This window comes from Candidatus Polarisedimenticolia bacterium (genome assembly GCA_035764505.1).
Lineage (GTDB): Bacteria > Acidobacteriota > Polarisedimenticolia > Gp22-AA2 > AA152 > AA152.
Map to the genome: position 1 here is coordinate 1 of DASTZC010000126.1, position 26,328 is coordinate 26,328.

27 protein-coding genes and 1 tRNA gene are annotated in these 26,328 nt (G+C 67.4%); 14 read left to right on the forward strand and 14 right to left on the reverse strand.

Annotated elements, in window-relative coordinates:
- From lnt to recN, 7 genes are all read right to left on the reverse strand, one after another.
- Positions 1-817, reverse strand: an 817-nt coding sequence (lnt, locus tag VFW45_08780) for an apolipoprotein N-acyltransferase (protein HEU5180875.1), incomplete at its 3' end; no start/stop codon positions are given.
- Positions 814-2,517, reverse strand: coding sequence for an ATPase, T2SS/T4P/T4SS family (locus VFW45_08785; protein HEU5180876.1), 1,704 nt, complete (start codon positions 2,515-2,517; stop codon positions 814-816). The genes lnt and VFW45_08785, both read right to left, overlap by 4 nt.
- Positions 2,517-3,167 carry an SPOR domain-containing protein gene (locus tag VFW45_08790; protein ID HEU5180877.1) on the reverse strand — a complete coding sequence of 217 codons (651 nt, stop codon included), beginning with the start codon at positions 3,165-3,167 and terminating at the stop codon, positions 2,517-2,519. Before VFW45_08790 ends, VFW45_08785 begins: the two co-directional genes overlap by 1 nt.
- Positions 3,168-3,179: 12 nt before the next feature.
- Positions 3,180-4,241, reverse strand: coding sequence for a GGDEF domain-containing protein (locus tag VFW45_08795; GenBank protein ID HEU5180878.1), 1,062 nt, complete (start codon positions 4,239-4,241; stop codon positions 3,180-3,182).
- Positions 4,242-4,310: 69 nt separating this feature from the next.
- Entirely contained in the window at positions 4,311-5,507 is a 1,197-nt protein-coding gene (locus tag VFW45_08800; protein HEU5180879.1) for a pyridoxal phosphate-dependent aminotransferase, read from the reverse strand.
- A complete protein-coding gene (coaD, locus tag VFW45_08805) occupies positions 5,504-6,022 on the reverse strand; it encodes a pantetheine-phosphate adenylyltransferase (GenBank protein HEU5180880.1) in 519 nt (172 codons plus the stop codon). Before coaD ends, VFW45_08800 begins: the two co-directional genes overlap by 4 nt.
- Positions 6,023-6,044: 22 nt before the next feature.
- Positions 6,045-7,745, reverse strand: coding sequence for a DNA repair protein RecN (gene recN / locus VFW45_08810; GenBank protein HEU5180881.1), 1,701 nt, complete (start codon positions 7,743-7,745; stop codon positions 6,045-6,047).
- A 245-nt stretch (positions 7,746-7,990) separates the two neighbouring features.
- Between recN and VFW45_08815 the strand changes: the two genes are divergently transcribed.
- The 7 genes from VFW45_08815 (at position 7,991) to rpsT (ending at position 13,343) form a co-directional block, all read left to right on the forward strand.
- Complete coding sequence (locus VFW45_08815; GenBank protein HEU5180882.1) at positions 7,991-8,782, forward strand: MotA/TolQ/ExbB proton channel family protein; 792 nt, start codon at positions 7,991-7,993, stop codon at positions 8,780-8,782.
- A 2-nt stretch (positions 8,783-8,784) separates the two neighbouring features.
- Positions 8,785-9,234, forward strand: a complete 450-nt coding sequence (locus VFW45_08820) for a biopolymer transporter ExbD (protein HEU5180883.1) — start codon at positions 8,785-8,787, stop codon at positions 9,232-9,234.
- The gene (locus VFW45_08825; protein HEU5180884.1) at positions 9,231-10,130 is read left to right on the forward strand and encodes a TonB family protein; all 900 of its coding nucleotides are present in this window, start codon (positions 9,231-9,233) and stop codon (positions 10,128-10,130) included. Before VFW45_08820 ends, VFW45_08825 begins: the two co-directional genes overlap by 4 nt.
- 28 nt (positions 10,131-10,158) lie before the next feature.
- A complete protein-coding gene (gene tolB, locus VFW45_08830) occupies positions 10,159-11,463 on the forward strand; it encodes a Tol-Pal system beta propeller repeat protein TolB (GenBank protein HEU5180885.1) in 1,305 nt (434 codons plus the stop codon).
- A gap of 151 nt (positions 11,464-11,614) precedes the next feature.
- On the forward strand, positions 11,615-12,193 hold the full coding sequence (gene pal / locus VFW45_08835; protein HEU5180886.1) for a peptidoglycan-associated lipoprotein Pal: 579 nt from the start codon (positions 11,615-11,617) through the stop codon (positions 12,191-12,193).
- Positions 12,194-12,198: 5 nt separating this feature from the next.
- The gene (gene ybgF / locus VFW45_08840; protein ID HEU5180887.1) at positions 12,199-13,047 is read left to right on the forward strand and encodes a tol-pal system protein YbgF; all 849 of its coding nucleotides are present in this window, start codon (positions 12,199-12,201) and stop codon (positions 13,045-13,047) included.
- A gap of 20 nt (positions 13,048-13,067) precedes the next feature.
- Positions 13,068-13,343, forward strand: a complete 276-nt coding sequence (gene rpsT, locus VFW45_08845) for a 30S ribosomal protein S20 (protein HEU5180888.1) — start codon at positions 13,068-13,070, stop codon at positions 13,341-13,343.
- A gap of 10 nt (positions 13,344-13,353) precedes the next feature.
- Here the strand turns inward: rpsT and VFW45_08850 are convergent, their stop codons facing one another.
- From VFW45_08850 to rnr, 3 genes are read right to left on the reverse strand one after another with little or no spacing between them, the layout of a single operon-like run.
- Complete coding sequence (locus VFW45_08850; GenBank protein HEU5180889.1) at positions 13,354-13,677, reverse strand: RtcB family protein; 324 nt, start codon at positions 13,675-13,677, stop codon at positions 13,354-13,356.
- 51 nt (positions 13,678-13,728) lie between these two features.
- Complete coding sequence (locus VFW45_08855) at positions 13,729-14,166, reverse strand: archease (GenBank protein HEU5180890.1); 438 nt, start codon at positions 14,164-14,166, stop codon at positions 13,729-13,731.
- Positions 14,163-16,379: a ribonuclease R gene (gene rnr / locus VFW45_08860; GenBank protein HEU5180891.1), complete on the reverse strand. Its 2,217-nt coding sequence runs from the start codon at positions 16,377-16,379 to the stop codon at positions 14,163-14,165. The genes VFW45_08855 and rnr overlap by 4 nt, the downstream gene beginning before the upstream one ends.
- Positions 16,380-16,536: 157 nt before the next feature.
- Here rnr and VFW45_08865 point away from each other — a divergent pair, with 157 nt between their 5' ends.
- From VFW45_08865 to VFW45_08875, 3 genes are all read left to right on the forward strand, one after another.
- Positions 16,537-16,944 carry a hypothetical protein gene (locus VFW45_08865; protein HEU5180892.1) on the forward strand — a complete coding sequence of 136 codons (408 nt, stop codon included), beginning with the start codon at positions 16,537-16,539 and terminating at the stop codon, positions 16,942-16,944.
- A gap of 58 nt (positions 16,945-17,002) precedes the next feature.
- A tRNA-Leu gene (locus tag VFW45_08870) sits at positions 17,003-17,089 on the forward strand.
- Between the two features lie 116 nt (positions 17,090-17,205).
- Positions 17,206-17,415, forward strand: a complete 210-nt coding sequence (locus tag VFW45_08875) for a hypothetical protein (GenBank protein HEU5180893.1) — start codon at positions 17,206-17,208, stop codon at positions 17,413-17,415.
- Between the two features lie 10 nt (positions 17,416-17,425).
- Here the strand turns inward: VFW45_08875 and VFW45_08880 are convergent, their stop codons facing one another.
- Positions 17,426-18,034 carry a PilZ domain-containing protein gene (locus tag VFW45_08880; protein HEU5180894.1) on the reverse strand — a complete coding sequence of 203 codons (609 nt, stop codon included), beginning with the start codon at positions 18,032-18,034 and terminating at the stop codon, positions 17,426-17,428.
- 186 nt (positions 18,035-18,220) lie between these two features.
- Positions 18,221-18,829, reverse strand: coding sequence for an NYN domain-containing protein (locus VFW45_08885; protein ID HEU5180895.1), 609 nt, complete (start codon positions 18,827-18,829; stop codon positions 18,221-18,223).
- 103 nt (positions 18,830-18,932) lie between these two features.
- Between VFW45_08885 and VFW45_08890 the strand changes: the two genes are divergently transcribed.
- From VFW45_08890 to VFW45_08905, 4 genes are all read left to right on the forward strand, one after another.
- Positions 18,933-19,136 carry a hypothetical protein gene (locus tag VFW45_08890; GenBank protein HEU5180896.1) on the forward strand — a complete coding sequence of 68 codons (204 nt, stop codon included), beginning with the start codon at positions 18,933-18,935 and terminating at the stop codon, positions 19,134-19,136.
- A gap of 103 nt (positions 19,137-19,239) precedes the next feature.
- Entirely contained in the window at positions 19,240-19,698 is a 459-nt protein-coding gene (locus VFW45_08895; protein ID HEU5180897.1) for a hypothetical protein, read from the forward strand.
- Positions 19,699-19,702: 4 nt separating this feature from the next.
- A complete protein-coding gene (locus tag VFW45_08900) occupies positions 19,703-20,284 on the forward strand; it encodes a hypothetical protein (protein ID HEU5180898.1) in 582 nt (193 codons plus the stop codon).
- A gap of 2 nt (positions 20,285-20,286) precedes the next feature.
- Complete coding sequence (locus VFW45_08905; protein HEU5180899.1) at positions 20,287-23,364, forward strand: tetratricopeptide repeat protein; 3,078 nt, start codon at positions 20,287-20,289, stop codon at positions 23,362-23,364.
- Positions 23,365-23,371: 7 nt separating this feature from the next.
- On the opposite strand, the gene VFW45_08910 is transcribed toward VFW45_08905, so the two are convergent.
- Together VFW45_08910 and VFW45_08915 are read right to left on the reverse strand one after the other, a co-directional pair.
- Positions 23,372-24,790 (reverse strand): DUF4340 domain-containing protein, encoded by a 1,419-nt coding sequence (locus VFW45_08910; GenBank protein HEU5180900.1) that lies wholly within the window; start codon positions 24,788-24,790, stop codon positions 23,372-23,374.
- Positions 24,787-26,328, reverse strand: a 1,542-nt coding sequence (locus VFW45_08915; GenBank protein ID HEU5180901.1) for a DUF4350 domain-containing protein, incomplete at its 5' end; no start/stop codon positions are given. The genes VFW45_08915 and VFW45_08910, both read right to left, overlap by 4 nt.

Here is a 26,328-nt window from a genome sequence, read left to right on the forward strand (position 1 = left end):
GCGAGGAGGATTCAGGCCATAGCACCAGCGTGGCACCCGCGGCCGCGGCTTCGGCCGTCATCCGCTCGTGCCGGTCGAGGATCGAGATCGCCTCCTGCGCATCCCACTTCTGATCCTGCGGGACATTCCCCTGGATCATGGCAGCGCGCAGCGGTCCGCCGCCCGGCGGCATCGAGCGCAGCCTCCAGCTCCCCCACCCGACCGACAGCAGCAGCAGCCCGGCACAGACCGCTTCCGACGCTCCGAAAATGCGTCCTCCTCGCGAAACCCGCAGGATGGCGCCGGCGATCGCGGCGTTGATCAGCAGCACGAGAAACGAAAGGCCGTAGATGCCGGTGATCGAGGCGAGCTGCGCTAACGGGAGGCAGTCCGCCAGCGGATAACCTGCCGTGCCCCACGGGAAACCTGAAAGTAAGCGGCCGCGGATCCACTCCAGGACGACCCAGAGCGCCGGAAGCAGGAGCAGCGAGGCTGCCGGAGGAAAGCGTCGCAGCCAGCGTGAGGCGACGAAGGAGAACAGGGCCGGGTAGACCGCCAGATATCCGACCAGCACCGCCAGCGTGGCCCCACTCAGAAGCAGGGAGAGCGAGCCGTAATGATGAAAGAAGCGGAGCAGCCAGGAAAGCAGGCAGCCGAAGAACCCGGCTCCCCACGCCGTGCCGTGCAGGGCCGCGACGGCCGGTGGGTGGCGCGCGACTGAGATCAGCAGAGGGACCAGACCGACCAGGATCAGCGGCCAGAGGCCTGCCGCCGGAAACGCCAGGGCGGCCAGCGATCCGGAGATCGCCATGCTGCCCATCAGCAGGGCGCGCGTCATCCCGCGGCGCGTCCCTCGAGAAGCAGGAGCCGCAGCGGCTCGCGCACGTCGACCTCGCCGGCCGCGGCGCGCGCCAGGATCGAGGCGTAGAGAGTCTTCACTCCGGAGCGCATGCCTTCCCGCCGGATCGACCCGGCCATCGCGGGACGGGTGAGACGCTCCCAGACGGCCAGGTTCCCCGGGAGGAATTCGAAGGCGGCTTCCAGGTCCACGACGCCCGCGCCCCGGCAGGCACGGCAGCCCGTGTTCGCATAGTAGAGACCGCCGGATTCGAAATCGGCGAGCAGATTCGGGAACTCCTCCAGCAGGTCGTAGCGCCGCCGGCAGTAATCGCAGATGCGCTCCACCATGCGCGCCCCGAGCACCCCCCGCAAGCGTCCTTCACGCACCTGGTCCATCAATCCCATGCGGACGATCCATTCTGCCGTCTCGAAGGCGTCGTGCCGGCGGACCCCGGCGACCACCAGGCGACCCTCGCAGGATTCGAACAGCGCCTGCAGCTCCTCTTTATTTTCGACACAATGCACCGCCAGGAGATCGGGACGGTCCTTGACGGCTGCTTCGAGAGCCTCCCGCAGAGAGGAGGTGCGCGGCTCTTCGAGGACGCGCACGTCCAGGCCGGGAAGCGCCGGGGAATGGGGACCGGCCAGGAAGATCGACTTGCCCGCCCGCCAGCGTGCTCCCTGCACCAGAGCTGCCAGGAGGCGCTCCCGATCGTGTCCTTCGGGCGCCGCGACCAGGACGACACCCTGCCCCACGCCGAGCGCCGCATCGAGGCCGGCGCGTGCCTGCGGGTAGTCTTCCAGCATTTCGTCGAGCGCTTCCTTACGCACTCGCTCCTCTACCAGAAGCAGATGGTAGGCGTCGCCGTACAGGCTGGGCAGCGAGGTGACCAGGATGGTGAGCCGGCGCGCCCCCTGCAGCAGCCGGAACCTTCCCTCGCGCGGCACGGTGCGTCCCCGCGTCGCCATCTTGGAAAGATCTTCGAGAATCAGCCCGATACCCGTCTGCAGCGACAGCGGCAGACTCCTCAGTGCTTCTCCTTCTTCCGGGCGCCGGAAGCAGACGCGCAGCCCGTCTTCCAACGGCTCGATCAGGATCTCGCGGGCGCGCCGCTTGATGGCCTCCGCGATCAGCGCCCTGAGCCACAGCACGGGCGAGGAGCTTTCCTTGAGCTCTTCGGGGGCGGAGGGGTAAAGGTCGAGCGCTGGATCCGAGAGGACCAGCAGGCTGTCCTCGGCCACTCCGCGGATCACTCCCGGCTCGTCCTCGGCGCTGAAGAAGCGGGCCAGTGATTCCTGGATCAGGCCAGGAGGACAGATCACCGGCTCGACCTTCAGGCCCGTCAGCTCTTCCACCGCCGGGATGAGGCTCGGATGGTCGACGTAGGCCAGCGCCAGAAGGAGCCGGTCGCCTTCCTTGCGCAGCGGCACCATCTGGTAGAAATGCGCCAGCCGCGCCGGGAGCAGGTGCGTCAACGGCCCCTCGCGCAGGGTTTCGAGGAGGTCGGGGGCGATGATGCCGAAATGCTCCTGCAGGAACACGAATAGCGAGCCGGGGGTCACCTTGCCGAGACGCATCAGGTGATAGCAAAGCCTTCCGCCCCGCAGGCGCTGCTCGGCCAGGGCCGCTTCGAGGTCCTCCCGGCGGACCAGTCCGGCCTCCACCAGGAGCTCTCCGAGCAGCCGCCGGTTCGTCATCAGCCCTGAACCTTCACGATCCAGGCGTCCACTTTCTCCTCCTGCTTGACCTTCTGCACCAGCTCCTCCGCCGGCGCGCGCTCTTCGTAGTTGCCGATGCGCACCTTATAGCGGCTCACCCCATCGCCTCCGGCCTCGCTGTCGATGCGTGCCGGATAGCCTTTCTTTCGAAGCCTGTCGACCAGGACTCTCGCCGAGGCGAGATCGCGCGTCGAGGCGACCTGCACCCGGAAGCGCTCGACGCCGCGCGGCTCCGTGGAGGAAGCAGCCGGAGCCGGGACCGCGGGGGAGGGCGCCGCGGCCGATGCGGCCGCGGGAAGCTCCGCCGGCGGCTCCGAGCGGGGCGCACGAGGACGGGTTTCCTGCAGCGGCGGCGTGGCGCGCTTGCCGAGGGTCTCGTAGAAAGTCAGCTCCTTCGGCGCTCCCGCCTCCAGACTGCCCGCCGGAACGGAGGCATCGCTTTCGACCTTGGTCTCCGGCGTTTCACCCACGGCGACCCGTTCGCTCCAGCGGCCGAGCAGAAAGAGGACCAGTCCGAAGAGCGCCAGTCCCGTCACCGCCAGCGTGAGGTGTCGGGCGCCGATCTGCAGCTCGACTCCCTTTTCCGTTCCTTCGTGAGCGCTCTCCGGCCTGACTTCCTCCTGCTCCATCTGCGAATCTCCTTATGAGTGGATTTCCAGGCCCGTGCCGCCCGGTGCCGGCTCCGTGCCCACTCCAATCGAGTTCTTTCCCGAGAGCTTGACGCGGCTCATCGCGCGATCCGCGGCGGCCATGAGGCTCGCCGTCGAGTCTCCGTGCAGCGGAAAGCAGGCCAGCCCGAAGCTGGCCGTGAGCGAAATCTCCTGCCCGCCATCCAGCTCGAAGGGCCGCGAGGCGATGGTCTGGCGCAGGCGCTCCGCCAGCTCCAGAGCGCCGACGGTATCGGTCTCCGGGAGGACGACGCAGAACTCGTCACCCCCGTAACGGAAAAGCTTGTCCGATCCCCGGACGGCGAGCATGACGCGACGCGCCAGCTCCCGCAGCGCCCGGCTCCCCGCGGCATGCCCGTACAGGCTGTTGACCTCCTTCAGATTGTCCAGGTCCAGGAAGATGACCGACAGGACCGTCCCGTAGCGCCGGGCGCGCTCGACCTCCTCCGCCAGGAAGGAATCGAGGTGCCGGCGGTTGTAGCTGTCGGTCTGATCGTCCTTGATCACCAGCTCGCGGACCCGCTCCATCCTCAGGCAGTTGGCAAGTCCGGGCAGGCAGTCCCCCAGAAGCCTCGCGATCGTCGTGCCCGCCGCCTCGCGCGCGACGGCATCGGCGGCTCCCGTGAAGCCCACGAGAAGGCGGCAGTGGCAATCCGATTCCTCTGCGGCGGCCGACACCAGCCATTCGAATCCCATCGCCGCGAACTCCGGGGGGCTGGGGCCGGTCTCCAGAGCGGCGTTGGCAAAGCCCACCGCGGCGAGCAGCGGATTCAGTCGAAGCCGCACCAGCCCCTTGCGCCGTGAATCGTTCGCCGGGACGTGACAGCCCAGCAGCTGATGCTCTTCCCCCTCGGACGCCAGAAGGTACAGCAAGCCTCCCTCGCCGCCCGTCAGGCCGCAGGCCTTTTGGATGATGGCGCCGGCGTTCTCGCCCGGTTCCACGAGACGGCTCACCTCGAGCGCGGCGCGCAGGATCTTCAGTTCCAGCGCGCCGTCCCCCCCCGAATCCCCCGACGTGACTTCCTCGTCAATCATGAAAGCTCCTCGCTCAGGAGGATCATGGGTGCCCAGGAGAGCGCGAGAGAAAGAATCCCGTTTCCGGCATCAGAAATCCGCCGGCCCGGGAAGGCTGCGGCAGGTCCGCAGCCGCTCGAGACCTTCGCGAATCCGGTCCTCGCGGACAGCGTACGAAATCCTGACGTAGCCCTCCGCTCCGAACGCAGATCCCGGGACCACGGCAAGGCCGAGCCCCCGGAGCAGGGCGCGCGCGAGATCCGTCGAGCTTTCCAGGCCGAACCGGCGCATGAAGCCGCGCATGTTCGGAAATACGTAATAGGCCCCGCGCGGCGGCAGGCAGCGGATCCCCTCGACGCGCGAGAGCCCATCCAGCATCAGATCGCGACGGCGTCGGTATTCCTCGCGCATCATCGCCAGCACGCCCGGCTCGATCGCCAGGGCCGCCACGGCGCCGCGCATCGAGAACGATGCGGTGTGGCTGGCGTCGTGGGACTGGATCTTGGTCATCGCGCCGATCAGCTCCTGCGGCCCCAGAGCGTACCCGACCCGCCATCCCGTCATGGCGTAGCTCTTCGAGAAGGAGCCCACCAGCGCCAGGTTGCCGCGCAGCCGCGCGGCCTGTGACGCGAAGCTTGCGTACGGGACCTGGTCGTAGTGGAAGAACTCGTAGGTCTCGTCGGAAATCAGCAGCAAATCGTGGCGTTTCGCGAGGTCGGCGAAACGCTCGACTTCGTCGGGTGGCAGCACGGCTCCCGTCGGATTGCAGGGAGAGTTGAGGATGACGGCCCGGATCGGCCCCTCCGCGAGCGCCCGCTCCAGGGTCGCGGCACGGGGCACGAACTCGTCCTCCTCGCGCGCCGGAAGGACGAGGGGCTCGGCGCCCGCGAGCCGGATCTGGTCCGGAAAGGACACCCAGTAGGGGGAGAAAAGAGCGACGCGGTCCCCGGGACCGAAAGCTGCCTGGGCCAGCAGGAACAGGACGTTCTTGCCGCCGCAGCCGATCATCACCTCGGAGGCGGCGTAATCGGTGCCGTGATCACGACGGTATCGATCGGCGATGCCGGAGCGTAGCTCGGGGATACCGGCAGTGTCGACGTAGTGGGTGAAGTTCTCATCCAGCGCCCGCTTCGCGGCATCCTTGATGGGCGTGGGGGTATCGAAGTCGGGCTCTCCCGGACCGAAATCGATGACGTCGATGCCGGCGCGGCGTGCCTTGTCGGCATCCACCTTCGCCTGCAGCGTGGCGGAAGGGGTGATCTCCTGCACTCGACGCGACAGCTTCATCGCTTCCTCCCGAGCACCGCGCGCCGCGACCTTCTTCCGCCCATCTTGTCCCCGAGCCGGCGCTCGACCTCGGGCGGCACCAGCCCGGCGACGCTCCCGCCCAGCCGCGCCACCTCCTTGACGAGGCGCGAGGAAAGATAGGAATAAGCCTCGCTCGGCATCATGAACACCGTCTCGATCGTGGCATCCAGCCTGCGATTCATCAGCGCCATCTGGAACTCGTATTCGAAATCGGAGAGCGCTCTGAGGCCGCGCACGATGACCCGGGCCTTGCGCCTCCGGGCGTAGTCCACCAGCAATCCGTCGAAGCTGTCGATCGACACGTTGGGGATCTCGCGGGTCGCCTGCCGGAGGATGCGACGGCGCTCCGCCAGCGGGAACATCGGCTTCTTCTCCGGGTTCTTCAGGACCGCGACCACGATGCGATCGAAGAGCCGGCTCCCGCGCCGAATGATATCGAGGTGCCCATGAGTCACCGGGTCGAACGAGCCGGGATACACCGCCAGGACCTTCAATCAACCTCCCTCGTCTCGCGCCTCATCGTCCGGACACCATCTCGGCCGCGTGACGCAGCGACAGATCGGAGACCTTCTCCCCGCCGAGCATGCGCGCGACTTCGCGCACCGCCCCCTCCCGATCCAGCGCCTCGACCCGTACCTCCGTCCGTCCCGCCCTTGAATGCTTCGCGACCCGGAAATGGTGCTCCGCCAGCGAGGCGATCTGCGGCAGATGGGTCACGCACAGGACCTGGCCGCCGCGGCCAAGCTCTTGCAGCTTGCGGCCAACGGCGCGCGCCACGCTCCCGCCGATTCCGGCATCGACCTCGTCGAACACCCGGCTCGTTCCTTCGCTCCCGCGCTGAAGGACCAGATGAATCGCCAGCATGATGCGCGAGATCTCGCCACCCGAGCCGACGCGGGAGAGCGGACGCGCCGGCTCGCCCGGATTGGCCGCCAGCAGGAACTGAACCCGGTCCCATCCCGCCGGCCCGCACGACACCCCCACGCCGCCATGCCGCACTGGAGAGCCGGGGTCCTCCTCCTCGGCGAACTCGACCCGGAAGGCCTTGCCCGCCAGCCCCAAGGCATTCAATTCTTCGCCCACGGCGTCCTCGAGACGGCGCGCCGCCGCGCGGCGCTTCGACGAAAGCTCGCCCGCGAGCCGGGAGCACCGCTCCGCCCCCAGGCGGATCGCTTCGGCCAGGCGTTCCGCGGAATGCTCCTCCCCCGTGAACGATTCGTACTCCTCGCGCGAGCGGCGGGCGTAATCGAGAACGGCGGCTTCGTCGGAGCCATATTTTCGGAAGAGCGCTTCCAGCGAAGCCATTCGCGCCTCGATTTCCTCGAGGCGGCACAGCGGATCCTCGGAATCGTGCTGCGCCTCGCTCAGGGCCGCCGCGAGATCCTGGAGCGCCAGCTTCGCTTCCTCGCCGCGCGACAGCGGCGCGTCCAGGCCAGGATCGAGGCGGGCCAGCTCGCGCGCCGCCCCCAGAGCCGCTTCCAGCAGCCCGAGAGCGGAAACCTCCCCTTCGTGCAGCGCTTCCACTCCCGCGCGCGACAGCTCACCGATCTTTTCCAGATTGCGCAGGCGCAGGCGCTCGGCACGCAGGGCTTCCATCTCCCCCGGCTCGAGCGCGGCGCGCTCGATCTCGTCGACCTGGTATTTCAGGAAGTCGAGGCGGCGGGCGATTCCCTCGGCGTCCTTCTCGAGGGCCTCGAGGCGCCGGCGCACCGAGAGCAAACTCTCCCAGGCAGCCGCCATCTTCCCGAGCCGCTCGCCCTGCTCGGCATGCCCGTCCAGGATGGCGAGATGCTCCGAGGCCCGCAGCAGGACCTGGTGCTCGTGCTGACCGTGCAGGTCCACCAGCGACGCGGCGACGCGCCGCAGATCGGCCAGGGACACCGGATGCTCCGCCAGGAAGGCCCGGCTCCTTCCGCCGGCGAGTATCTCGCGGCGCAAGACCAGTGATCCCTCCGCGGGCATCCAGCCTTTCTCCGACAGCAGAGGAAGAAGGTCGGCGTGCCTCTCCAGGTCGAAGACGGCTTCCACCGCGGCGCTCGACTCTCCGAAGCGGATCATCTCCGGCGCGGCGCGCTCCCCCAGCAGCAGCGCAAGGGAGTCGACCAGCATCGACTTGCCGGCCCCGGTCTCCCCCGTCAGGACGGTCAGCCCGGGAGAAAGATCGAGGGACAGGTCACGGATGAGCGCGAAATTGCGGATTCGAAGGTGTTTGATCATTCCTCACGCGAGGAGGGCGAGGATCGGCTTCCGCGGGCGGATGGTAGCATCGGCCCCGGGGGGAGTCAAGCTTTCCCGGGAATCGGCGGAATCGCCTATCTCTTTTCATTCCCGGGCTTTGACTTGGGGATCCTCCTGCGCTATATTCCCCTCGCTGGGCTGAAACTCCCCGCACGGGCGGCCGTCCCGGTTGGCGCCCGCCAGCGATTTCCGGTCCTCACCCCACTCCGTCACGGAGGGTCCTCTTGATTCCATCGATTCACCCCCTCACGGCGCCCCTTCTGCTCCAGGGTTTTCAGGGAGACGTGCTGCACCTGGTGGCGGCTTCCGGTGCCGTCGCCCGCACCGTCCTGGGCATCCTCCTGGTTTTCTCAGTCCTGTCCTTCTCGGTGATGTTCGATCGCTTCCGGGTCTACAAGCGCGCCGCCCGCACCAGCGTCGGCTTTCTGGAGTTCATGGACGCGACGCGGAACCTCGCCGATCTCAGGGACCGCTGCGACCGCTTCATCGGCAGCCCTCTGGTCGGATTGTTCAAGGCGGGCTTCCGCGAGATGACGGCCCAGGCCGTGGGAGGCGAGGAGCGCCGTTTCTCCGGCTCCCCGGCGATCGTCAGCGAAGCTTCCGTGGCGCGGAGCGTCGAGAAGATCCGCCGCGTGCTCGACCGCGCCGCGCTCGCCGAGAACGAAAAGCTCGAATCCTACCTGCCGGTCCTGGCCACCACGGGAGCCGTCACCCCGTTCGTCGGACTGTTCGGGACCGTGTGGGGCATCATGACCGCCTTCACGCGCATCGGCACGCAGGGATCGGCCAGCCTGGCGGCAGTGGCCCCCGGCATCTCCGAAGCGCTCATCACCACGGCGGCGGGCCTCATTCCCGCCATTTGCGCGGTCATCGCCTATAACTACTTCCTGGGCCGCTTGCGCCATCTCAACTCCCTGATGGACGAGTTTCTCCTGCGCTTCACCGCCATCGCCGAGCATCACCTGGAGTCGAGCCCGGCCCCGGGCGCGGCGGAAGCCGGCAAGCGGAGGATGTGACCATGGCCTTCGCGGCTCCCTCGGCTTCCTCCGGCCGCCGGTCGCGCCGGTCCTCGATGTCCGACATCAACGTCACGCCGCTGGTCGACGTCGTTCTCGTCCTTCTCATCATCTTCATGGTCACGGCCCCGATGATGCAGCGCGGGGTCGACGTGCGGCTGCCACGCGTCGAGTCGGCGGCCGACGCGAAGGATCAGACGCTGGTGGTGACCGTCGGACGAGATGAGAGAATCTATCTCAATGACAAGATTGTGGCGGCCAGTCTCCTGGGAGACAAGGTCAAGGACCTGTCGCGCAGCAGCGGGGTCGACTTCGTCTTCCTGCGGGCCGACCGCGAAGTCCCCTACGGCCGCGTCATGACGGTCATGGACTCTATCAAGCGGGCCGGGATCGAAAAAGTCGGGCTGGTCACCGAGCCCGGCACCCCGACACCGCCGCGGAACGGCAAATGACGGTGGTCCGGGTCACCCTGCGGACCCCGCGCGGTGAGCTGGCCCACTGGGGTTTCCTGATTGGCATCTCGCTGGCGCTTCACGTCGCGGCCGGTGTCGCCATCATCTTCCTGCCGATGGTTCTCCGGCCGAAGCTCAAATTTCCCCAGGTCTACACGGTCGATCTGATGTCGCTTCCGGCCGGAGCGCCCGGCCCGAAGGCGGGGCCGCCGGAAGCTCCTCCCGCGCCCAATCCGGCTCCCGCCGCCGCTAAAGCTGCTCCCCCCATCAGCAAGCCGGCGCCAAAGCCTGTGGTGAAGGCTCCCCCGCCGGCTCCCAAGCCGAAGGCCGCCATCAAGATTCCCGAGAAGCCGACCGAGAAGACGACGAAGCCGAAGCCGGCGGAGAAGGCGAAGGAAACCGCGAAACCGGTCCCGGAGCCGGAATCCACCGCGGCTGCCGAAGAGAAGGCGGAAGGTACTTCGAAGGAGTCGGCGACGAAGGGCTCGGAAGGTGCACCGTCCGGCGCACAGGCCCCGATCGCGGGCCTGAGCAATGCCCCGGGCGCCGGAGAAGGGGCCGCCGGAGCGGGCGGAGGAGGGGCCGGAGGCATGCTCGACGATGCCACTTTTCAATATGGCTGGTACCTCTCCAACATGAGCGGACTCTTCTCGCGGAACTGGACACGGCCGATCAAGCCGGATCTCTCCACCAGCTTGCGGGCCATCGTCCACTTCCGCATCCAGAAGGACGGAAAGATCACCGACATCGTGCTGGAGCAGCCGAGCGGCGACGCCGCCCTGGATCGCTCGGCGCTGCGCGCGGTCCAGGACTCCAATCCCCTGCCGCCGCTTCCTTATCAATATGCAAAAGACTCGCTGGGAGTGCATTTCTTCTTCGATCTCGTCCCCGATTGAGCGGGGCCCCTTCCGGGAGCCATCAGGCGTGAAACGCGTCCTAGGGATCTTCCTACTCCTGCTTGCGTTGCTCTCGATCGCCCGGCCGGCCGCCTCCCAGCAAGGTGGAGGCGACGTGGTCCTCGGGATCTCCGAGACCGCCGCCCGCCGGATTCCCCTGGCCATTCCCGATTTCCAGGCCGCCTCATCTTCGGCGACAGCCAAGGCCGCCGACATGATCACGCAGACGCTGCGAAACGACCTGGATTTTTCCGGGTTCTTCGCCGTGGTCAAGCCGGGCCTCTACTCCGAGGTCACGGGCTACTCCGAGAAGCGCGTCCAGTACAAGGACTGGCTGGGAATCGGCGCCGAGTCGGTGGTCCTTGGGAAGGTGAACGAGGAGCCGGGCAAGATCGCCGTGGAAGGCCGTCTGTATGACAACCGCCAGGAGCAGCTGGTCATGGGGAGGCGCTACCGCGGCGAGGCCGACGCGGCACGCAACATCGCCCATCGCCTGGCCAACGAAATTGTGAAGCAGTTCACCGGGCAGACCGGGATCTTCCAGACGCGCATCACCTTCGTCTCGCAGGTCGGCAAGGCGAAGGAGATCTTCGTCATGGACTACGACGGCGAGCAGATCAAGAAGCTCACCAGCAACGGCAGCCTCAACCTGAATCCGGCCTGGTCGCCCGACGGCAGTAAGATCGCTTTCCTCACCTACCGCACCGGCCGGCCGGAGCTCGTCATCCTGTCCAGCACGGGCGAGCTGAAGAAGGCCTATCCCCAGCCCAAGGGCGAGCTCAACCTCTCACCCGACTGGTCTCCGGACGGCACCCGCATCGCCTTCTCCGGAAGCCGCGGGGGGAACGCCGAGATCTTCGTCCTGCAGGTGTCCAGCGGGCAGGTGACTCGATTGACGAACTCGCCGGCGCTGGATACCTCGCCGTCCTGGTCTCCCACCGGCCGTGAGATCGCCTTCGTGTCGGATCGCAGCGGATCGCCGCAGGTCTACCTCATGGACAGCGAGGGAAGCAACCTTCGCCGTCTGACGAACGAAGGTTCCTGGAATGACCTGCCCGCTTGGTCGCCCAAAGGGGACCGGATTGCCTACTGCTCGCGGCTCGAGGGACGCTTCGATATTTTCGTGCGCGATCTCGCCACGCAAAAGACGACCCGGCTCACCTACGGCCCTTCCAACAACGAGGACCCGCGCTGGTCGCCCGACGGCCATCATCTCGTCTTCTCCTCGGATCGCAGCGGCAACTATGACATCTACCAGATGCTCGCCGACGGCAGCGACGTGCGGCGCGTCACCAAGGGCGGACGCAGCTTCAACCCCGACTGGTCCCGGTAACCCCGCTCCGCGACGGCCAAAATCGCTGTGTTATAATCTCGTGCCCTCGCTTCCCCCCGCGGAACCGTCGGCGCGCTTTTCGATCACTCGCGCACAAAACCCGAGCTGTCTCGACCTCCCGGTGGCTCATCGCTTCTTCAGGAGGAACCTGATGTCCATGCGGTTTGGCAGAGCTGCTTTCGCCCTGTTCATCATGCCCCTGCTGGTGTTCGTGGTCGGCTGCCCCAAGAAGCCTCCCCCCGACATCTCGTCTACTCCCGCCCCGGCCACCGATTCCCGGCCGGCGGAGGAAGTCCCCGACACCACGGGTTTCAAGAACGCATCCGATTCTTCGGAGGGCTCGCTCGAGGACCAGATGACCGCGGAGATCCGCAAACTGAACGAGCAGAGGCCCCTGGGCACGGTCTATTTCGACTACGACAAGGCCGACCTGCGCTCGGACGCCCTCGACCAGCTCAAGAAGAACGCCGAGTGGATGCGCGCTCATGCCCAGTATCTGGTGAGAGTCGAGGGGAATGCCGACGAGCGCGGCACCACCGAGTACAACCTGGCCCTGGGCGACCAGAGGGCCGCGGCGGTCAAGGACTATCTGGTCAAGGCGGGGATCGCGGCGGCACGCCTTGAGACAATCAGTTACGGCGAGGAGCACCCGGTCGACCCCGGGCACAGCGAGGGCTCGTGGGCCAAGAACCGCCGAGCCGATTTCACCATCACGGCCAAGACGAGGTAGAGGTTTTGAACGAAAGCTCCCCGCACCGCCGGCGCGTCTGGCCGCTGGTCTTCCTTCTGGCGGCCTCCGGCTGCGCGACCTGGCATCCTCCCGACCTGACCGCCGAGGTCGCCGCGCTCGACACCAGGCTCACGCAGCTGCAGAAAGAGGTGCAGGGAGGCGCCTTGCAGGCGGGACCCGCGGGGTCCAAGCCTTCCCAGGGGATGGCGGCCGCCACCGATGTGGCGGCTCTGGACGCGCGCATCAACACGCTGGAAACCGAGATCTCCGCTTTGAGGCAGCGCCTGGACGATTCCGCCGCGCGCATCGAGAGCCTCGCGCAGGACCTCGTGGCCACGCGCGAGATGGCGCTCCGTGCTCAGCCGCCGAAGACGGCGCCCACCCAGCCCCCGGTGGGCGACGGCGAGCCTTCTGCGCCCTCCGAAGGGGACGAAGCGGGCGGCGCACCGTCCGGCTCCGCCGCGGCGGCCACCACCGTGGAGGACACCTTCAGCGCCGCCTATGCCGATTACGCCAAGGGAAACTATGCCCTGGCTCTCGCCGGATTCCAGGAATTCCTGCACCGTTATCCAGGCAGCGAGCTGGCGGACAACGCGCAGTTCTGGATCGCAGAGTCGTACTACGCGCAGGGAGACTTCACCACCGCCGCGGAGCGCTATGACCAGGTCGTGAAGAACTATCCGAAAGGGGACCGGGTCCCGGCGGCGCTGTTGAAGCGCGGCTTCTGCTTGATCGAGATGAATAAAGCTGCCGACGGGGTCGTCCTGCTGCAGCACCTGATTCAGTCCTATCCCACCAGCGACGAGGCCGCCCTGGCCAAGCAGAAGCTGGCGGGTCTGGGCGTCAAACCCTAACCACCGAGGAGAGATTAGGCTTGGCCAACACGAAGAGCGCCATCAAGAACATCCGCAAGAGCGAGAAGCGCCGCACCATCAACCGCGCCCGCAAGGGAGCACTGCGCACGCAGATCAAGAAGCTGCGCGCCCTGGTGGCCGCAAAGGAATCCCAGGCTGCCGCGAAGGAGTTGGTGCAGACGATCGCCCTGATCGACCGCTCCATCCGCAAAGGGGTGCTTCACAAGAACACGGCGGGACGCTACAAGTCGCGGCTCACCCGGGCGGTGCGGGGGACTTCTCCGGCGCGCGGCTGATCGGCGCCGGCTATCCTTTCACGACCCCCATCGGAACCAGGCGCGCCACCTTTCTCGACAGGCCGGCCTTCTCGCAGATGTCCACCACCCGGGCCACATCCTTGTAGGCTTCCGGCATCTCCTCCAGAAGCGTCATCCTTCCCTCCGAGAGCACGGTGATCCCCCGGTCCTCGAGCTCGCGGACCAACGGCCGGTGCTTTCCCAGCTTGCGGGCGGCGCGGCGCCCCATGTCGCCCGGAATCAGCACCGGCTGCCCCACCTTGCGGTAGACGGCCGGCGTCTCGGGGTGACCCGGCGGGAAGGCGCGCGTCGCTCCCTTGCGATGGACGCACAGGCGGCAATGTCTTGTCTGTGACGCCGCGCGTCAGCCATGTTTCCTCCCTGTTCAAACATCGAAGATGATTTGCGCCTCGAAGCCGCCGGGTGTCGGTCGCACTCGCAGCTCGTGGTAGGTCGCCGCCTTCATGGCGGTCTTGGGCCGGTGTCGTCCCGGATCGAGAGACTCCCCCGCAAGCCTCGTGTGCAAGAGCAGACCCTCGCTCAGATCGACCTCGAGCCGGCGCCAAAGGAAATCCTCCGTCTCGCGCATCACGATCAGCTCATTGAGCCAGCGCACCAGAAGGCTCTCGGGCTCGTATCCCTGCAGGACGAGCTCGCGCGTTTCCTTCCCGGCAACCCGCTCCGGCTCGTAGTGGAGGTCGGCCAGGACGGCTCCCGCGCGGGCGAACAGGTCCGCCAGGTCCCCTCCCCTCACCACCACGCCCAAATCGGCCGTGTGATCCAGCAGATCGTAGGCGACCGGGGCCACCACGCGCGCTCTCAAGACTTCCGCGGCCGGGGGGTTGGCGCGCTCACGGACATGTCCACCAGGGAAAAATCGACGCGCCTCTGCGGCTGGTCCACCCGATCCAGCCGCACTCTTACCGGTGCCCCGATGCGAAACACCACCCCGCTCCTCTCGCCCCGCAGGATGTGGCGGCGCTCCACGAAATGATAGCGATCGCGCCGCAACGTCGAGAGGTGCACCAGCCCTTCGACGAAAAGATCGGTCAGCTCCACGAAGAAGCCGAAAGGCGTCACCGACGCGATGAAGCCGTCGAACTCCTCACCGATCCGCTCCGCCATGTAGGCCAGCTTCTTCCACTCCACCACTTCGCGCTCGGCCTCGTCCGCCACCCGCTCGCTGCGTGAAGACGATGCCGCGATCCCTGGGAGCGTCTCGCGCAGCCGCTGCGTTCTTTCCTCGGAAAGAGGACCGCGCAGGACCTCCTTGAGGATGCGATGCACGATCAGGTCGGGATAGCGCCGGATGGGCGAGGTGAAGTGGGTGTAGGTGGAGGTTCCCAGTCCGAAGTGCAGCCCCTTCTCTTCGCTGTAACGCGCCAGGCGCATCGCCCTCAGCATCGCCCGCGACAGGAAGCGAAACTCAGGCTTGCCTTCCAGCCGGTCGAGGACCTCCTCGAAGTGCGCCGGCTGCAGCGCCTCGTAGGGCTCGGGAAGCCGGACCGAGAAAGCCGACAGCAGCTCGTTCAGCTCGCCGATGCGGCGCGGATCGGGACGCTCGTGGATGCGGTACAGCGACGGCGCCTTGCGGGAGAAGAGGTACCCGGCCACCGCTTCATTGGCTGCCAGCATGAACTCCTCGATCAGGCGGTGGGCAATGTTGCGGCGCAGCGGCACGATCCCCGCCGTCCCCCCCTGGACGTCCAGCAGGATCTCGGGCTCCGGAAGATCGAAGTCGATCGTGCCGCGACGTCGGCGCCGGGCGTTCAGCACGCTGCACAGCTCGCCCATCCGCTCGAATCCTTCCACCAGGGGGGCGTAGCGCCGCAGCAGCTCCGGGTCTCTCTCCTCGAGGATGCCGGCCACCTGCGTGTAGGTCATGCGCTCCGCGCTGCGGATGACGCTCTCGGTGAAGCGTACCTGGATCGTCTCTCCACGCGCGTCGAGATCGAGCAGCACCGAGACGGTCAGGCGATCCACCCCGGGGCGCAGGGAGCAGAGATCGCTCGACAGCCGTGCGGGGAGCATTGGGATTGCGGTTCCGGGAAAATAGACGCTGGTCCCCCGGCGGCGCGCCTCCAGATCCAGCGCCGAGCCTTCCGTCACGTAATGGGCGACATCGGCGATGTGCACTCCCAGCCGGCAGCCCCCGGAAGCGAGACGCTCGACCTGCACCGCATCATCGAAATCCATCGCCGTCTCGCCGTCGATGGTCACGATCGGCAAGGCGCGAAAATCCTCGCGCCGGGCGATCTCGGCGGCAGGGGGCGTCTCGCCATACCGGGCCGCTTCCGTCTCCGCCTGCGGCGGGAAGGTCTCGCGCAGGTCGTACTTGCGGGTGACGGTGCGGATGTCCATTCCGGGCTCGTCCGCGTAGCCCAGCACCTCCACCACCTTGCCGCGCGCCGGGTGGCGCGGCGTGGGGGGCTGCGTCATCTCCACGCCGACCACCTCGCCGTCGCGGGCCGCGGAGGCATCGCCCCTGCCTATCAGGATGCCGGCCGCGTAGCTGCGCTCGAAAGCCTCCACCCGATCTCCCTCGGCGGACTTGTGAAACACCCCCATCACCCGTCGCCGCGCCGGCTCCACGACCCGCGCGATGAGCGCCTGATCGCGCCCCGGGCGGCGGCGTCGCAGAATGCGCGCCTCCACCCGATCGCCGTGGAAGATCCCTTCCAGATTCTCCGGGGCAACGTAATAATCGGGACCCCCTTCATCGGGAATCAGGAAGCCGAAGCCATCCGGATGCCTCTGGATGCGGCCGGTCACGACCGTGCGCGGCGCGACGCCCGTGCTGCCACCCGGAAGCGCATATTGCGCGCTCCCCAGGCGCATCAGCTCCCCCTGCTCCACCATGTCGCGGATCAGCCGCTTGAAAGTCATCCGGTGGCGCTTGTCCACCTTGAGCCGGCGCAGCAGCTCCCGCAGGCTGGCGGCGGGAAAGTCGGGGCGCGACAGCGCGGCGCGTACTTCCCTACGGTCGGGGACGGGCGACGGGTCGGCGTGGCGTGGCGGCTTTCGCGGGCGAGGCATGCAGGGTCTCCATTCGTCTCCCCACGTCGGGAGGCGATGATTCTAGCGCGGCGACCCGACTGCCGGAAAAAACGGCCTGATCTCTCGAGCTCTCGATCCCAGGTTCGCTCCCAACACCGCCATCCGCCGGCATGCCTCCGACAGGCTCCGGCGCCGCATGCTCGACAGCCTCTCTCCGGCGAAGCTGTCCGCCGGGGCGCTCGAGATCACGGAATTCACCGAGAAGCTTCCCGGTCGTCTCAACCGGCTGATCGACGCGGTCTCGGAGAACAAGGTTCAGCTCCGCGTGAAGGCCATCGACGAGGTGCTGCTGATGGAGGGGCTGCAGAAAATCGCCAACCGCATCACCCTCGGACTGGTCATCTCGGCCCTGATCGTCGGCGCGGCCCTGCTGGTGCGCGTCGACACCTCCTTCCGCATCCTCGCCTATCCCGGAGTCGCCTTCCTCCTCCTTGCAGCCGCCGGATTGAGCGCGCTGATCCTGGTCCTCAACATTCTGCTGCGGGACCTGCAGGTCGGCCCCACGAAGATGCGGGCGCTCCGCCAGCAGAGCAAGTCATCCTAGCTTCCGGCTTGCGTTGCGGCACCCGCCCGCGTCTTGTATGCTATGCGGCCTGCTACGTGCCGAAGTGGTGAAATTGGCAAACACGCTAGATTCAGGGTCTAGTGCCCGCAAGGGCTTCGGGGTTCGAGTCCCCGCTTCGGCACCAGCTTCTCCCCGCTGCTTAGCGCCCGCGCGCGCCGCGCTCTTCCCGCAAAACTGTTGAACCCTCTTCGCGGCTTGCAGTAGACTTCGGTGGAATGGCCTGGACAGCAAGGAGCGGACATGCCGAAGTGGAACGACAAGGACCTGGAAGAATTCGCCGCGCTGATCAAGAAGGAGCGGGAAGCCCTCAACGAGTTCGAGCACCTGATGCGCCTGGTGCGGGATGAATCGGAATCCCTGGACAACATCCAGCCGCGTATTCAGGAGCTCTTGAAGACCGTGAGCGATACGACTTCGCGACTGCAACGGTTCCTGCAGGCGGGAGGCTGAGCCTGGCGGCTCAGTGCTCCTTCAGGAACTTCTTCACCGCGGCGTCCGCCTCCTCCTTCCTCCAGAATGCCGCCCGGAACACCGCGTCGGCGGAGCCCATGCTGCGCGGCAGCTGGAAGAGCCGGGCGTAGAACGCCCCACGATACTCCGTCAGCAGCACTTCGTAGGTATTGCCCTCGGCGGTGCTCACCTGCCGCCGGCTCGTCGATCCGCTCCCGAGGTCTCCTTCGGACGCCTCCGGCACCGCTCCACGCGCCGTCGCGGGACGGCTTTGCGGCTTTTCCGCGGACGGCCGGGTCCTCGCCTTATCCGCCGCCTCGCCCGCCGACGCCGCGAACTCGATCCCCATCGAGCCGCGCAGGCTGCGCTTGAACGCGGGCGGCAAGTCCTTCACCCAGCGCACCACCCCGCGCGTCGACACGGTCTTTTCCGGGTAATCGATCTGCAGGACGAGAACCGTGTGCGGAGGGTAGATGATGGTGCAGCGCAGGTGGATGCCGCTGTCGGAAACATCGTCGGTGTAGCCGCTGTGCGCCAGATCGCCCGGACCAAAGCGCACCGCGATCCGCTTTCTCGATCGCGGATGGCGGCGCCGCTCGGAAGCCTTCCTTTCGCTCAAGACGGCGATCTCAGGCCCGCTCCTTCGCGGCGAAAAACATCTTGACCCCCGGGCGCCGACGAGGCATATTCGCAGCCTCGACTCCATGCTTCCTTACGAGGGCCATCGGCGTGACCATCTTCCGCTTCGCGGACAACCTCGCCCTCCGCGTCGGCCGTCGCGGCGTCTGGATCTATGCTCCCGACGTCAGCGCCCACCCGATCCACCTCGATACCCGCGTCCTGCGCGCGACGGGACTGCCGGTTCTCTGCGCAGCCGGCGATGAGCCCGCCCGCGCGGAGGCTCCGGATCCGTCCCTTCCGGGCCAGGCTCGAACTTCCTGAGCCAGTATTCGACCTCGGAAGCGCCGACGAGGCCAGGCTTTTCCCCTTCTACGCCCTGTCTGGATCGCCCTTTCGGCCTGCGCGCCTTATGCAGGCGTCTGAGGAAAGCTTCCGATGAGATCCAACGCGCCCCTTCCGCCCGGGCCGCACGGCCGATGTCCTTGACGTCGGAGGTGACGACGAGAAGGGAGGATCTCCGCGGCTCTGCGGCGATGATTTCCAGGATGGTCTCGTCGGCTGAGCGCGGCGGGCGCGAGAAGCGCACCTCGACCCCCTGCCGGCGGCGCCCGGCCGAGCCGGCGCCCCCCTCCCGGCCGTCGAAGACGACCCGGATGAGCATATCGCCGGAACGATAGGCCGCAAGCTGGTCCAGGAGAGCCTCGCGGGCCTGCTCCAGGCTGTGCCGCGCCATCTCCTGCAGGGCCGGGTCCTTGTGAAGGAGGTTGTAGCCGTCGACCAGAATCTTCTCCATCCGGGCGCCTTATAGCATGCGCCCTGGCAGGGGGCAAGGGATCGAGTTGACCGGCGGCCGCGATTCCCTCTAGAATCTGCGGCACTCTTCGAAAGGAGCCGACTTGGCGGATCCAAAAGGACAGCGGCAGCGCGGCGGCGCGGGCAACCCCGCACGGCGGGAGACGGCGAGCGAGCTGATTCCGGCACACCCGCTCAGCGCCCGCGAGGCGATGATCCAGCTCCTGCTGCTCATCGGAATCCCCCTCACGCTCCTGCTGCTGGCCCGCTACGTCCTGCGCGCCCTTTTCCCCTCCCTCGGCTATTGAGACGGGCGGAAACTTCCTTCCGCGTTCCTTGACAGCGCCGGAAGCGTTTGTTTAGCATGACTCCCGCCTGCCGCAATCCGCGGCAACCGCGGACGGAACCTCCATGAATCGACCGGAACCCTCGGTGGCCCCGGAAACGCCCGAGAGCGCGCCCGGGGACAAGCTCGTCGCCCACTTCAAGGACGGTATCGTGGCGCGCGGCTACTCGCGCGACTTCGCCCCGGAGCAGGAAGTTTTCCATCTCATGGCGGCCGAAGAAGGAATCACCTCGTCCCGCCGCATCCACCGCGAGCAGCTCAAAGCCCTCTTCCAGGTCAAGACGTGGGGAACGCCGGGAGGACACGCCGACCGTCGCAAGGCCTTTCCCACCGAGCCGTCGCAATGGCCCGCACCCCGTACCATCGTCGAGTTCTACGACGGGGAAGAGATCTGGGGATACAGCGAGGATTACCGCTCCGAGGATCCCGCCTTCTTCATGCTGCCCGCCGACCCCGAAGACAACAACCGCCGCATCTTCGTGGTGCGATCGTCGCTCATCAAGATTCATTTCCTGGACCACTAGGCGGATGCCCGCGCGCGCCTCGCGGCGAATCGGGCTCCTTCTCTTCTCCCTGGCTCTCGCGCTCGCGCCTTCCGCCGCGGGCGAGGAGACGGCGCACGGCTTCGAGGTCCAGCTCCATCTGCGCTCCGCCGACGGACAGGAGACCATCCGCCGGGTGTCGGATCTCCACTTCGTCTACTACGAGCGGCGCTTCATCCAGAAGTCGACCGGCTTCGGCAAGCCGGCCCGCGTGGAGGTCAAGGACCTGCCGCACGAGACGATCTCCGTCCAGAACGAGATGCTGCAGAAATGGAAGTTCAAGAAGCTGTCGAGGATCCGCCTCGAGTACCGCGACGTGGAAGGCCGGCGCATCCTGTACCTGGTGGCAAGCTTCCTCAAGGCCAAGGAGCCGGAGGCTGCCTGGCCGGCCTATGAGCTGCGCAATGCCGCCCTCTCGCTGGCACCCCATTTCCGCGGTACCGAAAACGGCGCAGCAGTCGACGTTCCCCTTCCCGCCCTGCAGGAGGCCGCCTCCCCGCCCGAGCTCGTCCTGACTTCTATCGAGTTCAAGTTCCCGGGACAGAAGAAGCATCGCGACTGGTTCTGAGGATGGGCTCCGCGCCGGCATCCCACCGACGGGCCAGGCAGGCGCTTCCCTTCCTCTTCTTCGCGTCCGGGTTCGCCTCTCTGATGATGGAGGTGATCTGGGCGAAGGAGATCTCCCAGCTGGCGGGCAGCGGCGTGCGCGCCTCGGCTGCAGTCGCCTCGGTCCTTCTCGGAGGCCTGGCGCTCGGCGCGCTGCTGGCGGGCCGCTTCGCGGATCGGCTCCTTCGCCCGCTGCGCGCCTACGCCTGGGCGGAAGCGGGGGTTGCCCTCTGGGCGATCGCCACCCTGCCTCTGACGCCGCGCCTCGCCGACCTTTTCGCTCCACCGACGACAGGAGGGGCACTGGTGGCGACCGTCGTCTGCCTCGTTCTTCCCGGCTCGTTGCTGATGGGGGCCACCACGCCGCTGGTGGTGCGATTCGACGCTTCCCTGGACCTCGAGAAAACCGGTGCGGCAGGGACCTCGCTCGGACGGCTCTACGCCGGCAACACCCTGGGCGGAGCCCTTGGCGCCGCGATCGCCGCGTTCCTGATTCTTCCGGCGATGGGACTTCGCGACTCACTCCTCCTCGCGGCGGGAATCAGTTTTGTCGTCGCGGCGGCCTCCGCGTGGCTGACTCCTGACATTGTCCGGAACGTGCGAGCCGCAGCGCCGGCAACCTCGGACCCGCGGCATCGAGCCGGGGTGGAGCCCTGGCTCCCTTTGGTGCTTCTTTTTCTCGCGGGCGCCGCCTCCATGGGCTGCCAGGTGGCCTGGACCCGGGTGCTGGTGCTCCTGTTCGGATCCTCGGTCCAGGCCCTCGGCCTCACACTCGCCTTTTCTCTGGCAGGACTTGCCGCGGGATCCGCCATCGCCGCCCGGGCCTTGAATCGTGGCTTCGCGCCCCGGCGCCTTGTCGCCTGGAGCCTGGGGCTTGCTTCCGCACTGACGCTGCTGACCCTCCCGGCCTGGGGAAATCTGCCGGTCGCGGTGGTCCTGTCGCAATCCCGTCTCGGGTCTTCCTTCCCGACGGCCGTGCTGCTGCAAAGCTTGTTTGCGTCCTTTCTCCTGCTCCCGCCGGCCGCGGCCCTGGGAGCTCTTCTCCCCGCGCTGACCGCCACCCGGGGCCGGCCCGAGCAGGCAGGCCGTCTCGCCGGCGAGGGGTACGGAATCGACTCAGCGGGATCGGTGGTGGGTGGTCTCGCCACGGGCTTTCTGCTGCTGCCGCGCCTCGGCGCTTTCGACATCCTGCGCAGCCTCGCCATGGCCGAGGCAGCGACCCTGGCGATGCTCGTGGCGCGCATGCCATGGCGTCCCGAGCGCCGACGCTCGTCGGTTCTCGCGGTGGGCGCTCTTCTTGCGGGCGCCTGGCTCTGTCCACGATGGGACCCGGAGATGATGACCTCCGGCCCTCTTCTTTACGGGCCGGCCTACCTGCGAGTGGGGGGGGCGAGCGCGGAGGGAATTGCCGGCGCGATGCGCGCCCGCGGCGATCTGGTGCTTCACGAGGAGGGAGCGGACGCCACCATCACGGTGCGCCGGTCATCCGGTGGGACGAGATCGCTGCAGATCAACGGAAAGACCGACGCTTCCGACGGCGCCGACCTCCCCTCGCAAATTCTGGCGGGGGCCCTGCCGGCGCTGCTTCATCCCGATCCACGGCGCGCGCTGGTCATCGGGCTGGCCACCGGCTCGTCCGATTTCGCCGTCGCCGCGGCGGGAGCGGGCAGCGTGGAAGGGGTGGAGCTGTCGGCCGGAGTCGCTCGGGCGGCCCGGCACTTCGCTTCGGTCAACGGCGGCATCCTGGGCAATCCGCGCTTCCACCTGACGCTGGCGGACGGCCGGTCCTTCCTGCGCGGAAGCCGAGGCGGCTTCGATCTCATCGTGTCGCAACCCTCGAACCCCTGGGTGGCCGGCGTCACCAACCTCTTCACGAGCGAGTTCTTCCGCCTGGCGCGCAGCCGCCTCAATCCCGGCGGAGCGGTCGGCATCTGGGTCCAGGGTTATGCCATGAGCGCGCGGGATTTCCGCAGCATCGTGGCCACCTTTCTGCAAGTCTTTCCCGAAGCCTTGCTCTTCGAGGAGTCGCCCGGTGGTGGGGATTACTTCCTGATCGGTTCGATCGGCCGTCCGGCCAAGCTGCGGGGCATGCGCGAGAAACTGGACCAGCGGCACGAGCTGCGCGATCTCATGGCACGCGCAGGCTGCTCCACCCTGCCCGAGGTGCTGGCGCGCTTCGTCGCTTCGGGAACCGCCTTGCGGCGGTTTTCTCGATCGGCGCCGCGGATTACCGACGACAATCTGCTTCTCGAGTATTCCGCCCCGAGAGAGATCTGGAAGGTCGGGACCGGCGATCTGCTGGCGGGTCTGGAGGCGGTCCGGCAGGATCCGTCGAGCGCCTTTTCGGACATCGCCCTTCCCGAGAATGCCGACCTGCGTGAAGCGCTCAAGGGCTTGCAACGCAGCCGGCGCGACCGCATGCGCCTGGCCCTGGCGCTGCAGCGGGAGGATTTTGCCGCGCTCGCTTCCCCTTCGCTGGCGGCCGCCGCGGTGCTCCTGCGCCAGGGATCTCCCGAGCCGGCCATCCCGCTGCTCAAGCGCGCCCGCGACGAAGCGCCCGAATCCCCCGTCGTGCCGCTGATGCTCGGATGGGCCTTGATGCAGGTGGGCAAGAGCGCCGAGGCCGAGCCCTGGTTCCGTCAGGCGGCGGCGCAGAATCCCTTGTCGTCTTCCGCCTTCGAAGGGATGGGGCTGGCGATTTTCCGGCTGGGGCGGGTCGACGAGTCGGAGCGCTGTTTTCGCGAAGCGATGCGCCTCGATTCCGAGGATCCCGATCCCGCCGCCAATCTCGGGGCCGCCCTCCTGGCGCTCGGACGCAACGCGGAGGCGCTCGACGTGCTGAATCACGCGGTGGCGCTGGATCCCGGCCACGCATCGGCACGCGTGAACCGCGGCGTAGCCTTGGCCCGGCTTGGACGTGTGACCGAGGCGATCGACGATTACCGGAAGGCGCTGGCGATCGATCCCGACAACGAGGACGCCCGCTACAATCTCGAGCGGGCGAACCAGCGCCTCAAAGGAACGGCCGCTCCGCCTCCCTGAGAGACCTTCATTTCCCGTCTGGCTTCGGAGCGGCCGCGGCGGGGGCCGTCTGCGGCGATTCCGGGGGCTTCGGCGTCTCGCGTGCCACCTTTCCCGCCTGCTCGGCGGCGCGCGCCCAGATCGCGGCGTCGGCCAGCGCCACCGACGGCCACTTCTCGTCCTGGAAGAAGATCTTTTTTCCCGACTCCTTCCCCACCCGCAGCACCGCCGGAGACTTGTTCTCCTCCCCCTGCTTCCAGAACTCGAGGCGGGCTTTCGGCGGCTCCAGACCGAGAGGTCCCTTCGCGGAGACGTTGTCGCGGAACTCCTCGGCCTTGAGGTCGGTCAGGTTCCGCAGCAGCAGGTCGACCTCATCGTCGGGAAGCACCGCCGGTGAGGGAGACACGCGGTTCCACTCCTTGTCTCCCTTGCGGCGCAGCTCGAGCGGGGTGGGGGTCAAGCCGGTGATGCGCAGCCCCTCCAGGTCCCAGCTCTGGATCGGCATCAGGTCTTTGCGGCGCAGATCGGCGAGGCTGGATTTGAGCTTCGGAAGGATGCTGTCGCTCACCTTCACCAGCGCGCCGGTGCCGGGGTGGACCGCGAAAAGCCCCCCCTGTTCTGCATGGCCGAAGCGCAGCTCGGGATCGGACTTCCATTCCGCTCCGTGGAGCCGGACCGCGAGGTCCGCCGGCGCCAGCCCGTGGGCCGCCAGGGAGGCTTCCTCCGGCTTCTCCTCGACGAACTCGGTCACCGTCAGGCGCTCCAGGGCCGAGCTGAGATCGGCGATGGTGCTGTCCTCCGCGGGGGTGCGCGACGGAGAGAGGATTCCCCATCTCCCGTCGGCGCGCGCCAGCGACAGGACATCCTTGCCGCGCTCCAGCACGAGCCCGTCGAGGCGCGCGGGATCGAACTTGAAGAAAGTCTTGTCGCGCAGCGAAAAGAGAGTGGCCCCGCGCGCTCCCTCGCTGCCCGACACGATCACCACCTTGCCCTGAGGTCCCTGACGGGCGTAGGCGCCTCCCCCGGTGGGAGCGTCGTCTCCCACCGCCAGGGGCATAGGCTGCGGCTTGCCGGCCGCCAGCGACACCTCGATCACCAGAGGTGGAGAGGCGAGATTGAACGGGGCCAGGTCGGCGGGCTTCCCGAGATCGTGCGCGATGCGCATCGACTGCAGCGACCCCAGCACGCGCTCCACCGCGTCGGCTTCGGTCGTCGCAGCCACCGGCTCCGAGATCTTCCAGGTCTTGTCGGACTTCACGAGCCGCACCGACTCCGATCCACGCGTCAGCTTCAATCCGGTCACGTCGTCGGTCTTGAAGGAGAAGACCTTCTTGCTCTCCTCCTCGGCCCGCTCCTTCTTCTCGCCTCCCCTCAGCTCCACGAAGTAGACGTAGGTCCCGAGCCCGAGCAGGAGGACCAGCATTGCGACGAACCGGCCGCGCCTCACAGACGACGCCTCCGGGCCCAGATGACGGTGCCGGCCAGGAGGATGGCGGCCGGAGCGATCAGGACCGACACGATCCAGATGAAGCTGGCCTGCCGTTGGGACAGGGTCACCAGGACCGGCGTGCGCGACTTGGGCCCGATGGCCACCAGCTCCTCCTGCCCCGCGAGCCAGTTCACCGCGTTGGAGAAGAGCTCGCCGTCGCTGGTCCCGCCGAAATAGGCATTGCTGGCGAAATCGGAATCTCCGAAAACCACCAGGCGGGATTCCTTCCCCGCCCCGCCGGGCGGCGGCTGCGAGCCCTCCGCCGGCGGGGGCGACAGCTTTTTCGTAGCCACCGCGCCGACCACGAGCGGCCCCGGCTTGTCCTCCGGATCCAGCTTCAGCTTCCCGGTCGGCGCCTCCTTGGCGTAATTCTTCTCTCCCCAGGAGAGCGGCGTCGTGCGCGCCAGGGCCTGGAGCTCGACTCCCTGCGGAGCGGGCGAGGTGAGGGTGAGGGAAGTGGCCAGCGGATAGAAGGTCTGATACCGGAAGCCCTTGGTGATCGGATGCTCCTCGTAGCCGTCACCGGGGACCATCGGGATGTCGGGCTTCCCCCCGAACAGCGCCGAGACGCGATCCACGATCAAATCGTCTCCTGGGGAGATGCCGTATTCCTTCAAGAGACCCTGCAGCCCGGAGTCGACCGCGGGATCCAGGAGGATCGCGACACGCCCGCCGCCGTCCAGATAAGCCTTGAGCTTGTCCACCTCGGCCGGCATGAAGGAGCGCTGTGGGCCGGCCACCACGACCGCGGCGCAATGCTCCGGGACCCCGGAGGCCGGCGAGAACGATTCCACCTTGGCCTGCTGCTTCTCCACCTGCGCCTGGAAGGCGGAAAGCCCCGATTCGGTCGAATCCTTGGTCTCCCTCTCGCCGTGGCCCAGCGTGAAGCAAAGGGTGGTGACCCGATCATGGGTCACCTTGAGGATGCCGTTGGTGATCGCCTCCTCGTCGCCGTTCACCACGGTGGTGCTCTGCGAGCCCGACTTGAGAACGACGCTCTGCTCCTGGGTCACCGCGTCGGCCTTCGCTTCGGCGGGGTTCTTCAGCGGATCGACGAAGCGGGCCTGGAACTTCTCGCCCCCCTGGTAGGCATACTCGTCCAGCAGGTCCTTCATCTTCTGCTCGGGAGCGGTGCCGGGATAGTAGTAAGCCTTCGCCTCGACGGGGCGTGCCAGCGACTTCACGATCTTCTTGGTCTGCTCCGACAGGCTGAAGCTTCCCTGCTCCGTGAGGTCGTAGCGCTTGTGATGGCGGACCGCCAGGAAGTTGATCAGGCCCAGGATGAGGCCGACGACGATGACGTAGGCGACATCGCCTCCCCCCTCCCGAACCGCGCGGCCACGCATCCGATCCAGCAGCGCCCGGGCGTTGAGCATCAGCCCCAACAGCACCAGGACGGCCCCCAGCGCCAGCAGGACGCTCACCACGACGGAACGCTCGGGAACAATCAGGAAACAGGCCAGGCTGGAGAGGAGCACCAGCAATCCGGCGGGAGC